This is a genomic window from Candidatus Alkanophaga liquidiphilum, assembly GCF_053996935.1.
Genome location: NZ_JBMXYC010000033.1, coordinates 1 through 9,503 on the forward strand (window position 1 = coordinate 1; position 9,503 = coordinate 9,503).

Annotated in this window: 17 protein-coding genes and 1 tRNA gene; 8 read left to right on the plus strand and 10 right to left on the minus strand. The window is 50.8% G+C overall.

Features of this window, described 5'->3' with window-relative positions; all coding sequences use genetic code 11:
- Positions 1–370: ATP-binding protein (locus tag ACXJJA_RS04475; RefSeq protein WP_456487026.1), on the plus strand; the 370-nt coding region annotated here is incomplete at its 5' end.
- 337 nt (positions 371–707) lie between these two features.
- Positions 708–920, plus strand: a complete 213-nt coding sequence (locus tag ACXJJA_RS04480) for a DUF2281 domain-containing protein (RefSeq protein ID WP_456487027.1) — start codon at positions 708–710, stop codon at positions 918–920.
- Between the two features lie 237 nt (positions 921–1,157).
- Here the strand turns inward: ACXJJA_RS04480 and ACXJJA_RS04485 are convergent, their stop codons facing one another.
- The 8 genes from ACXJJA_RS04485 to ACXJJA_RS04520 form a co-directional block, all read right to left on the minus strand.
- Positions 1,158–1,583, minus strand: a complete 426-nt coding sequence (locus tag ACXJJA_RS04485) for an archease (protein WP_456487028.1) — start codon at positions 1,581–1,583, stop codon at positions 1,158–1,160.
- 34 nt (positions 1,584–1,617) lie between these two features.
- Positions 1,618–1,764 (minus strand): VOC family protein, encoded by a 147-nt coding sequence (locus ACXJJA_RS04490; RefSeq protein ID WP_456487029.1) that lies wholly within the window; start codon positions 1,762–1,764, stop codon positions 1,618–1,620.
- A 197-nt stretch (positions 1,765–1,961) separates the two neighbouring features.
- The gene (gene fabG, locus ACXJJA_RS04495; protein WP_456487030.1) at positions 1,962–2,771 is read right to left on the minus strand and encodes a 3-oxoacyl-ACP reductase FabG; all 810 of its coding nucleotides are present in this window, start codon (positions 2,769–2,771) and stop codon (positions 1,962–1,964) included.
- Positions 2,772–2,783: 12 nt separating this feature from the next.
- Positions 2,784–3,221, minus strand: a complete 438-nt coding sequence (locus tag ACXJJA_RS04500; protein WP_456487031.1) for a MaoC family dehydratase — start codon at positions 3,219–3,221, stop codon at positions 2,784–2,786.
- A 4-nt stretch (positions 3,222–3,225) separates the two neighbouring features.
- Positions 3,226–3,654 (minus strand): FAS1-like dehydratase domain-containing protein, encoded by a 429-nt coding sequence (locus ACXJJA_RS04505; protein WP_456487032.1) that lies wholly within the window; start codon positions 3,652–3,654, stop codon positions 3,226–3,228.
- An 81-nt stretch (positions 3,655–3,735) separates the two neighbouring features.
- Complete coding sequence (locus tag ACXJJA_RS04510) at positions 3,736–4,203, minus strand: (Fe-S)-binding protein (RefSeq protein WP_456487033.1); 468 nt, start codon at positions 4,201–4,203, stop codon at positions 3,736–3,738.
- 13 nt (positions 4,204–4,216) lie between these two features.
- On the minus strand, positions 4,217–4,396 hold the full coding sequence (locus ACXJJA_RS04515) for a 50S ribosomal protein L37e (protein ID WP_456487034.1): 180 nt from the start codon (positions 4,394–4,396) through the stop codon (positions 4,217–4,219).
- 8 nt (positions 4,397–4,404) lie between these two features.
- On the minus strand, positions 4,405–4,626 hold the full coding sequence (locus ACXJJA_RS04520) for an LSM domain-containing protein (RefSeq protein ID WP_456487035.1): 222 nt from the start codon (positions 4,624–4,626) through the stop codon (positions 4,405–4,407).
- Between the two features lie 87 nt (positions 4,627–4,713).
- Between ACXJJA_RS04520 and ACXJJA_RS04525 the strand changes: the two genes are divergently transcribed.
- The gene (locus ACXJJA_RS04525) at positions 4,714–5,244 is read left to right on the plus strand and encodes a 50S ribosomal protein L15e (RefSeq protein WP_456487042.1); all 531 of its coding nucleotides are present in this window, start codon (positions 4,714–4,716) and stop codon (positions 5,242–5,244) included.
- A 41-nt stretch (positions 5,245–5,285) separates the two neighbouring features.
- Here the strand turns inward: ACXJJA_RS04525 and ACXJJA_RS04530 are convergent, their stop codons facing one another.
- The gene (locus tag ACXJJA_RS04530) at positions 5,286–5,582 is read right to left on the minus strand and encodes a DUF424 domain-containing protein (RefSeq protein WP_456487036.1); all 297 of its coding nucleotides are present in this window, start codon (positions 5,580–5,582) and stop codon (positions 5,286–5,288) included.
- Between the two features lie 38 nt (positions 5,583–5,620).
- Here ACXJJA_RS04530 and ACXJJA_RS04535 point away from each other — a divergent pair.
- A tRNA-Ile gene (locus ACXJJA_RS04535) sits at positions 5,621–5,695 on the plus strand.
- A 49-nt stretch (positions 5,696–5,744) separates the two neighbouring features.
- On the opposite strand, the gene ACXJJA_RS04540 is transcribed toward ACXJJA_RS04535, so the two are convergent.
- Positions 5,745–7,145: a cobyrinic acid a,c-diamide synthase CobB gene (locus ACXJJA_RS04540; RefSeq protein WP_456487037.1), complete on the minus strand. Its 1,401-nt coding sequence runs from the start codon at positions 7,143–7,145 to the stop codon at positions 5,745–5,747.
- Positions 7,146–7,189: 44 nt separating this feature from the next.
- Here ACXJJA_RS04540 and ACXJJA_RS04545 point away from each other — a divergent pair, with 44 nt between their 5' ends.
- From ACXJJA_RS04545 to ACXJJA_RS04560, 4 genes are all read left to right on the plus strand, one after another.
- Complete coding sequence (locus tag ACXJJA_RS04545; protein WP_456487038.1) at positions 7,190–8,431, plus strand: glycosyltransferase family 4 protein; 1,242 nt, start codon at positions 7,190–7,192, stop codon at positions 8,429–8,431.
- A 14-nt stretch (positions 8,432–8,445) separates the two neighbouring features.
- The gene (locus tag ACXJJA_RS04550; protein ID WP_456487039.1) at positions 8,446–8,682 is read left to right on the plus strand and encodes a hypothetical protein; all 237 of its coding nucleotides are present in this window, start codon (positions 8,446–8,448) and stop codon (positions 8,680–8,682) included.
- A gap of 21 nt (positions 8,683–8,703) precedes the next feature.
- Positions 8,704–9,126: a hypothetical protein gene (locus ACXJJA_RS04555; RefSeq protein WP_456487040.1), complete on the plus strand. Its 423-nt coding sequence runs from the start codon at positions 8,704–8,706 to the stop codon at positions 9,124–9,126.
- Positions 9,127–9,236: 110 nt separating this feature from the next.
- Positions 9,237–9,503, plus strand: a 267-nt coding sequence (locus ACXJJA_RS04560; protein WP_456487041.1) for a hypothetical protein, incomplete at its 3' end; no start/stop codon positions are given.

Below are 9,503 nucleotides of genomic sequence, written 5' to 3' on the forward strand. Positions count from 1 at the left end.
TGCGAGAATTTTCTTCTGGGTGGGATATGTGGAAGAAGTTGGAACTGGCACGAATAAAATGATAAAGTGGTGTAAAGAATGGGGTCTCCCAGAACCTGAATTTAAAATAAAACAAAACAACATAGTGGTTATATTTAGAAAATCAAAACTTACTGAGGAATATCTAAACAATCTTGGTCTTCCAGAAAGAGAAAAGGAAATAATCCAATTCCTCAAAGAGAAAAAGAAGATCACCAGTGCTGATGTTCAGAAAAAGTATAAAGTAAGTAGAGATACAGCAAATAGATGGTTAAATAAGCTACTTGGATTAAACCTAATAGAAAGAAAGGGAAGAGGGAAGGCAGTGTATTACATTTTGAAGGAAAAATGATGCGTCAGATTTGCGTCAGATTTGCGTCAGATAACTACGACCGCTTTGCTCAGTTTTACTGAAGAAATCAGCCGACGGGGGATTAACTTCTGAAGAAGAAAAACCTGATGAACAGTGGATTAAAATGAGCGAAAGGTATGAGCGGGTTCGGAACTCTCGCAACCCTTCGGATTGCTTGGGGCTATCGCGCTCACTTAACAGCTGGTATCTGGCTTCGGCGCTTCGCACCTTCGCCCAAATCTTCGCCACGCTCGGACTTCAGATACCCGCCGGACGTTAGGCGACATCCTTTAAATAGGAAAAGACAGATGAAATACAATGAGGTGAAAATAAAATCATGTATGAGAAGGAAATCAAGCTGAAAATACGGGAGCTTCCTGAGGATTTAAGGAGAGAGGTTTTAGATTATATAGAGTTTCTGCTGAAGAAATACAAGAGTGGAGAAATCGAGGCAAGGAAGTTTAAGTTTGACTGGGAAGGTGGGTTATCAGAAATACGAGAGAAATTTACTTCTGTTGAGTTGCAACATAAAGCTCTGGAGTGGAGATAATGTTTTTAGTGGATACAAATGTATTTTTGGAGGTCCTCCTGAAGCGGGATAAGAAAGAAGATTGCAAGAAGTATGGCAAAGAGGAGGTTTTTCGGAAATTTGTTGAAGATATCATGCCCAACATCAAACTCCTTTCATTACCAATGGAACTGTATAGAGAAGTTGTAAACGTCAGAAAAAGCCTGAATTTAGATTTTGATGACGCTTATCAGTATAGCGTGGCTAAATATTATGACATCAAACGTCGAGAACGACTCTTGCCCGCCAGCGCCCGTCCTCCTTCGTAATTTCCATCATGTGATAAGTCACCGCTTTTACTATGATTCCGACTTCGTGTTTTTCCGGGTCGAAGAACACGCCTTTGCACGCCCCGCTAAGCGAGAATTCTTCATCATCGATTTTTATATCAAACCTCGTGAACATCAACATCTCCGACTCGAAGAAGAAGAGAATCTCGTCGAGCCAGTCGAACATGAGACTATATAAATCTTCGGATTGGATGTTCACAGCTCGCTCCGCAGTCGCAGACTCCTTCATCAGCTCTTCGACGTCGGTCATGAAGCTGTAGGTGGCGAGCGCCGCATTCGCAAAAAGCTCTTCAAGACTGGCGCCGTAAGCTTCAAAAGCAACGTCCGAAGTGTGCTCTACGTGCTTGTATTTCATTTATCAAAAATTGAATGGAATAAAAAATAAAGAATTATTGTGTTCTCTCACAGAGTTCGATGAGGATGCCTCCCATGGACTTTGGGTGCACGAGCACGACTTTCACGCTTGGATACTGCAAAGGCTTCTCGTTCAGGAAAGAAATACCCCTTTTCTTCAACTCTTCAACCGTCGCCCCCACGTCGTCAGCGAGATGTGTTGGACGCCCTCGCCCCTATAAATTTTGCTACCGGCGACGTCGGCTCCATCATTTCAAGAAAGGTCGCCTCGCCCACCTTCACGAGCGCATCCTTCATCCCCTAAGCCGTCCCGGAATGCCTGCAACGTTGCCTTAAGTCCCTGAACCGCAAGCCCACGTGGTCGATTCCAAGAATCATCTCACATGTAAACGCCGCCGGTTACGAAAAGTATGGCACCCGTGATGTATTCGGCGTCGTCGGAGCATAGGAAGACTACGGGTCTCGCAGCCTCCTCTGGTGTTGCAAAACGCCCCCACGGAATCTGCGCCGCCATCATGTCCCTTAGCTTCTTCGGAATCCCGATGGGACGTCCTTCCACGGTCACGCCTTTCTCCTTCTCGTCGGTGAGCCTCGTCGCCACAGCGCCGTAAACCACGCAGTTCACGTTAATCTTGTAGCGCGCCCACTCCCGGGCGAGCGTCTTCGTGAAGCCGAAGAGCCCGGCTTTCGCTGATGAATAGTTAAGTTGTCCGATGTTGCCCATCGCCCCAGCTATTGAGGAGACGTTCACGATTTTCCCGCAGCTTGTCGTTGAGCCCTTGTATTCGTCCTTAAGCATGTAAGGCGCAATTGCCCGGACGCAATTGAACGGACCCTTCAGGTTTATGTTTACGACACGGTCCCACTCCTCGTCGGTCATCTTGTGCGCCAGCGAGTCCATTGTTAGTCCCGCATTGTTCACCAAGATTTGAATCCTGTCGCCCCACTTATCTGCGACCGCTTTCATCATATCTTTTACCTGGTCGAACTTTGTAACGTCACAGGCATACGCCATCGCCTCGCCGCCCATGTCGTTTATTTCCTTCGCCACCGCTTCAGCCACGTCAGCGTCAATGTCGCTGACGCAGACCTTTGCACCCTCTCTCGCAAGGAGAAGGGCGTCCATCTTACCTATGCCACGACCGGCGCCCGTCACCACAGCTACCTTCCCATCAATTCCTCTTCCCATACCTCTTACCTCCTATCTTTGCTCCCTCGACGGGAGCGTGGCTACCGCCATGCCGATTGTTGTTTTCTCGCCCTTCTGGTTCTCGCACCAGATTTCGCACTCTATATAGTTCTCGCCGTCCTTTACGTATTTCCTCACGACCTTCCCTTTACACGTTACAACGTCCCCGGGGAACACCATCGCTCGGAATTCCACCCCCAGCCGCTTCAGATACGTGGGCTTCGGTAGCCAATTCGTCATCATCTGGACGAGAAACGCATAACTGAGCATGCCGTGCGCAATTATTCCCCCCAGCCCCACCTTCTTCGCAAACTCCTCATTCACGTGTATCGGATTGTAGTCGCCGCCGGCGTCCGCATACTTCAAAATCCGGCTCCTCGTTATGTCCCTGACGAGCGGTGGGATTTCATAACCCTCGCTCACATCCTCAAAATACAACTCTCTCACCATCCGCTCACCCCTTCCTCTCTATCAACGTCGTCTTAAACCTCAGAACCACCTCGCCAGCGGCGTTCACAGTCGTGCCTTCCAAGATATAAAGCTTCAGCTTCTTCTTGTCCACAATGTCCGCAACCCGCATCGTGGTCGTCAAGAAGTCTGCATCCCGCACCGGCTTTATGAACTCATACTCATGCCCGCCGTGCAATAGCCTCGAAAGGTCTACTTTCAGTGCGCCTATGGCGCCCCATAATGCCATACTCCCGGTGGCGTTCGCAAAGCTGAGCGGCACGAGCTTGCCATCGTAGCCCGCTTCCCTTGCAGCCCCGTCGTCAAGATATATCGGGTTCTCGTCGCCCGTTGCTTCTATAAAGTCTTGTATCTTCTTGTGCCAGACTATATAGACAAAAGGACCCAACTCTTTCCCTTTTAGCTCCTCAGACAACTCAGACGCACCCCCTTCCTCGCTTTAACTTCATTATCATTCCAGCTAAAAAATCTTTCGAAAATAGTCGGAGCGGCGGCGCTACGCAAACTCTATGGCTTTACTTGGGCACACCCTAACGCAAACGTCGCAGACCCTGAGCATCTTGTCGCCGCTGAACCTCCGGCACGACTCCAAGTTAAATGTCCTCACCACGCCGTTTATCACCCGTAATATCACCTTATCGCTTTTCGGTCCGTAGCCGAGCGCCACGCCTTCGGGGTCGTTCGCCACGTTCACAGGGCACGCCACGACGCAGTTGTTGCAGCCGAAGCAGAGGTCTTCATGTATGAGCAAGCCCGTCTCCGCAGCCTCCATTATCGGCTTCAGAAGCTCTAAGAGCTTCTCCCGCCGCTCTTTATACTTTTCTTCTTCGAAGAGCGGCGTGCACTCCTCAAGCTTCTTCGCCCTCGACAGCAGCTTCACAGCAAAACTTAAACAAGTCGCCTCGCCGCACTTCTTACAGTTCGTCTTCGGCAGCAACGCATACACTTCCATCGGATTTGGCACCGCCCCCGCCCTCCTATTTTGCTTTTGCTACCTGCTTTACCGTCCAGTTGTATTTCCGCAAGCGGCGCGAACGCCCAAAGCCGCAGGCGGCGCACCGCCTCTTGCTTTTGTGGAAGGAGCGGCGTCCGCAGCGGCGGCAAATCCCGTGCGTCCGCTTCTGCCTCTTCCCCATCGACGGCGTGCCCTTCGTCATTTTACCACCTAAGGCGAAATATACACGACATTATCCCCCCGGAGAATCACAGTTCCAAGCTTTCTTTTGACTGTGGCGTCGTCATTGAGCTCCTCTGCCTCATCAAGCACCAAGTTCATGTGCGTATCGTAGCCGAGCAAGATGCCTCTGAACTCCCTTCCGCCCCGGATTCTCACTATGACCGGCAAATTTAACGACTTGTTCAAAACATCTAAAGGTTTGTCCACCATCGCTACCCTCTCTTGCCACGCTGAACAACACTTACTTTTATTTTATATTTTTAATCTTTGTTGTGGAAGAGGAGTTGAGTGAAGGAGATGAAGTCGTTTTATGGTTACATAAGGGAGGCATGGAAGCGTCCAGCCGATACTTACGTGCGTGAGCTGCAGCGAGAGCGGCTGGTGAAGTGGCGAAGAGAGCCTGCGGTCATCAGGCTCGGACGCCCGACGAGGCTTGACAGAGCTCGCTCGCTCGGTTACAAGGCGAAACAGGGCATTATTGTCGCTCGTGTCAGAATACGGCGGGGCGGGCGCCGTAAATCCCGCCCGAGGGCGGGGCGGCGCACGAAACGCATGGGCGTCCACAAGATAACGCCGAAAAAGAGCTTGCAGAGAATCGCCGAGGAGCGGGCTGCCCGCAAGTTCCCAAACTTGGAGGTGCTTAATTCATACTGGGTCGGCGAGGACGGACGCCACAAGTGGTTCGAGGTTATACTCGTGGACCCACATCACCCGGTCATAAAGGCGGACAAAGATTTGAACTGGCTATGTCACCCGTCGCATCGAGGGCGGGCGTTCAGAGGCAAAACGAGCGCCGGGCGCAAGGGCAGAGGGCTGCCGAGAGCATAGCTAGTTCGAGAGCCCTATTCAGTCCGATAGCGCACTGCGACTCAGCGCATAATGACCATTTGTGCGTGTGGCACGCCACCAATGAATATTATGTTCTCGGCGTCGACGAAGCCATTTTCCACGGCAAGACGCACAGCACGCTCCCCTACGAGATTTGCGATGGTCGCCTGCCGCAAGGACTTTAAAATCGCATCCTTCCCCACAACGTCCCTGCCATAAAACTTCTCTGAAACCTCAAGCTTCAAGAAGCCGTCCGAAAAGCTTTTACCCACAAGCTCCTCGTCGCAAACCGCAACCAGAATCTCAAATCCCACTTTATACACTTTCATGCAGAACATCAAAAAATATTAATGCGAGATGTTAAATAGGTGGGGGTGGGCCCGTAGCTTAGCCAGGTTGGAGCGCTCGGCTGATAACCGAGAGGTCCGGGGTTCGAATCCCCGCGGGCCCATTATGCCCACGGTCTCAAGCTGCCTCTTGCTGTTGCCAAAGTGAGCATGTTAATGGCTCTTCTTAAACGTTTTCAGGCTTTCAACGAAGTTTTCAGCAGCCTTGCGGCACGCCGCAAAATGCAGGTGCGTATATGCGGCGAGCGTCGCCCCTTGAACGATGCCATCGTAGTTCTCTCCAGCCCTTGAAGCTATGCCACTGCCTCTCAGCATTTTGTATGCGAAGCGCACATCGCCGGGCACCTCACACTCCGTGTAATGGAACTCATGCCCTCGCAAGACGCCGCCGTCACCTAAAATCGTCTTTGAAATGATTTGGCTTACGGTGTAGCCGATATGGCGGCGCTGCATCCGCACGTCGCAAGGAAGGAAGCCAACAAGCTCGTAACGGGTTTTGTCCTCTCCGCTCATGCTCTCAAACGCCCTCGAGAGGTAAATCAAGCCGCCGCATTCCGCATATATCGGCATCTCGTCCTCTGCTGCTGCCTTAATGCTTCGTAGCATGCTTTTATTCCTTGAAAGCTCCGTCGCAAAGACTTCAGGGTAGCCGCCGCCGATATAAAGACCGTCGCACTTCGGCAACGCCTCATCTCGCATCGGGCTGAAAAAAATTATACGACAGCCTAAGCCTCTCAGCACGTCGAGCGAATCTTGATAGTAAAAGTTAAATGCGTTATCGTAGGCAACTGCCAACCGCACTTCGTCGCACACTGACGAAGCTCGTAACGAGCAAGCTCCGCTCGACAGCGGAAGCGGCGGTGCCGTCTCCGCAAGCTCCACGACTTTTTCAATATCTATGTGCTCCTCCACGAAGTCCGCAACACCTCCCAAGTCAATGGCATTCTCCAAGGCGGTAAGCAAGCCCAAATGTCGCTCCCCGACGCTCAGCGCCTCACCTCTCGGAAGCGCACCTAAAACTTGCGTCCTTGCATAATTTTCGACAGCTCTTACCAGCTTGCGGTGGTGTTCCTCGTTAAAAACATTGTTTAGAATCACGCCTTCGATTTTAATGGAGGGGTCAAGGTTCTTGAAACCCAGAACAATGGCGGCAGCGCTTCTCGTGATGCTTTTTGCGTCGAGAATTAGGACGGTGGGCGTTTTCAGGATTTTGGAGATGTGCGCCGTGCTGCCTTCGTCGCAGTCCACGGAAATGCCCTCATAAAGTCCCCTGACCCCCTCGATAATCGAAATGTCGGCGTTTGCGGCATGTTTCACGAATATTTCTGCGACGGTTGCCTCGTCCATCAGGAAGCTGTCGAGGTTGCGACAAGGCACGCCCGCCGCTCTTGTATGATATCCGGGGTCTATGTAATCAGGGCCGACCTTAAACGGTTGAATTTTGTAGCCACGCCGCCGTAGCGCCAAAATCAAGCCTGCGCAAATGAGGGTCTTCCCAACCCTCGAAGCAGTGCCCGCCAATAGCACTCGCGGAAACTTGCCATCCCCCCCCATCGTCTTCCTTTTTACATACCTAAGCTAATAATTTAGTGAGCAGGATGGAGGTAGTATATTTCGTAGATGAGTTTCCGCCGTTCTTCAGGGGCGGCTTGGGCACTTATGCTATGGAAATGACGAGAAAGCTCATGGAGCTGGGACATAGTGTCACTGTTTTCTCACGGAACGCCGACCGGGCATCGACGAGGGGCTTATGGGACGGTATCGAAGTGCACAGGCCCGTCCTTGTAGACCTTGCCAAAATTCTACCGTTCATCGTTCCTGCGGACGTCAGAAACTGGCCGCCGGAGGGGCGGCAGTTCTTTGCGGAAACACTCTGCTACAATATTCTTTCAGCTTCAAAGCTCGTGAACGTGCTCGTAGAGCAAGAAAAGCGAGATTTCGACGTAATCGTCTCGCACGACTGGCTCTCGGCGCCAGCGGGCATGATCGCATCGGAAATCCTGAAAAGACCTTTTATTTTCCACATCCACTCGACAGAGCAAGGCAGGGCGGGCGACGGCTCTACAACGATAAAAGTCATAGAAAAACTCGCAGGCGAGTTCGCAACAATCATTGTCACAGTAAGCTATGCTGTGCGGGACGAGCTTGTCAAGCTGGGCTATGATGAGTCGAAGATAAGAGTGGTTTACAATGGTATCGACCCCACGAAATACGACCCTGCACGGGTGGAAAAGGATAAAGTATCCGGCTTAAGAGCGCATCTTGGCATCGGTGATAATGAACTTATGATACTTTTCGTCGGCAGACTCACTTGGGTAAAGGGCGCTGACTCCCTCTTGCGGGCGATGCCTACGATACTTAGGGAGGTGCCGAATGCGAAGCTCGTAATCCTCGGCGTGGGCGAGCAGGAAGGCTTGCTGAAGCACCTCATCTCAAGCTTGCAGCTGGCAGACAGCGTCGTATTAGAGAACAGATACGTGAGTGAAGCGGAAAGGATTCTCTTTTACGCAGCGTGTGACGTCGCAGTCTTTCCGTCAAGGTATGAGCCGTTCGGCATAGTCTGCACCGAGGCGATGGCCATGGCTAAGCCCGTGGTCGTCGGCGCCCGAGGCACGTCAGGACTTAGGGAGCAAGTCATTCCAAGCGGTGATGCCGTCTGCGGTGCGCATATAAACCCCGACGACCCGAATGACATTGCAAAGTTTGCCGCTCTAATCCTGAAGGACGAAGGATTACGAAGGAAAATGGGGCAGAATGCAAGAAAGAGAGTTTTATCGCAGTTTACATGGGATAAAGCGGCAAGAGATACCATAAATATTTATGAAGAGGCAGCCAAATAAATTCTGGTGGTCTCTTGGGCAAAGTTATAGTCTTGAATGGCAGGTTGGATAAGCAGCGGTGGCTGAAACTTCACGAGATGCTTAAGGACATGCCTGGTTTCAAAGAAATGACCCAAAATTACGCTTCTATCCAAATATTCTTTGAAAGAGACGTCTCTAAAGCCTTACAGACGCTAATAAACGAGGGGTTCGAGATACACGGAGTTATGGACACCACAAACAGATTATCAAAATATGTAACACTTTACTAATTTTTATCTTGCGGACGGGAGATGAGTCAGAGCGAAGAGAGCGAGATGGACGTGCTCATCAAAAGAACTATGGTTATCGCCTGCGTAATTGGAGTTGCCGTTGCCGCTTACCTCATCTGGGCGACTTATCAGGAGTCTTATTCCGCCCTTTACCTGCGTCCGGAATCGTATTCCAACTACGTCCATGCGGGGGGCGACGTGTCCTTTGTATATGGAGTGCAGTGTTTTGAAAATAAGCCTACAAAATACGACCTGAAGATATTTTTGGGGAACAAGCTCGTGAAGGAAAAGGAGTTCGAGCTGAAAAGGGGGGAAGTGCACGAGGAGCAGGAAACAATACACGTGCCTGAGGACACGACATTTCCTACAAAAGTAAGGCTCGTGCTCGAAGCCAATGGGCGGACATATGACGTCCACTTTTGGCTGAAAGAGGCGTCGGACTAAGATAATTAGTTAGGGCTGTCGAAATTTAGGAAGATGTGGCTGCTAATCCCAAGGAGGGCAGGGGAGGCGGGCGGGAAAGATTTTTAAGTAGAAGAACCATACTAAAAAAGATGGAAGCGACGAAGACAGTGCGGTGTAAGCTCATCGGGCTGACGAGACGCAAGCGAGAGCTGCTCAATAGAGAGTATGATCACTTCCAGCACTGGCTTGAGACGGGTGAGGATAGGGGTGTATATTCAGCATACAAGCAAGATGCGAAGTGGCTATACAAGAAAGCGAAGCGGATGAAAGGTGTTCCAATAAGAAAAGATTTGATAGATATTCAAAGAAGGGACACGAAAATAGCCAAATACTGGGCGAGGATAAGGGTAAAAGGT

Bases quoted from the DNA above. Each gene is read 5' to 3' on its own strand.
- ACXJJA_RS04480 (WP_456487027.1), top strand. From the start codon at position 708: ATGTATGAGAAGGAAATCAAGCTGAAAATACGGGAGCTTCCTGAGGAT.
- ACXJJA_RS04485 (WP_456487028.1), bottom strand. From the start codon at position 1,583: ATGAAATACAAGCACGTAGAGCACACTTCGGACGTTGCTTTTGAAGCT.
- fabG (WP_456487030.1), bottom strand. From the start codon at position 2,771: ATGGGAAGAGGAATTGATGGGAAGGTAGCTGTGGTGACGGGCGCCGGT.
- ACXJJA_RS04500 (WP_456487031.1), bottom strand. From the start codon at position 3,221: ATGGTGAGAGAGTTGTATTTTGAGGATGTGAGCGAGGGTTATGAAATC.
- ACXJJA_RS04515 (WP_456487034.1), bottom strand. From the start codon at position 4,396: ATGACGAAGGGCACGCCGTCGATGGGGAAGAGGCAGAAGCGGACGCAC.
- ACXJJA_RS04520 (WP_456487035.1), bottom strand. From the start codon at position 4,626: ATGGTGGACAAACCTTTAGATGTTTTGAACAAGTCGTTAAATTTGCCG.
- ACXJJA_RS04525 (WP_456487042.1), top strand. From the start codon at position 4,714: ATGAAGTCGTTTTATGGTTACATAAGGGAGGCATGGAAGCGTCCAGCC.
- ACXJJA_RS04530 (WP_456487036.1), bottom strand. From the start codon at position 5,582: ATGTTCTGCATGAAAGTGTATAAAGTGGGATTTGAGATTCTGGTTGCG.
- ACXJJA_RS04540 (WP_456487037.1), bottom strand. From the start codon at position 7,145: ATGGGGGGGGATGGCAAGTTTCCGCGAGTGCTATTGGCGGGCACTGCT.
- ACXJJA_RS04545 (WP_456487038.1), top strand. From the start codon at position 7,190: ATGGAGGTAGTATATTTCGTAGATGAGTTTCCGCCGTTCTTCAGGGGC.
- ACXJJA_RS04555 (WP_456487040.1), top strand. From the start codon at position 8,704: ATGAGTCAGAGCGAAGAGAGCGAGATGGACGTGCTCATCAAAAGAACT.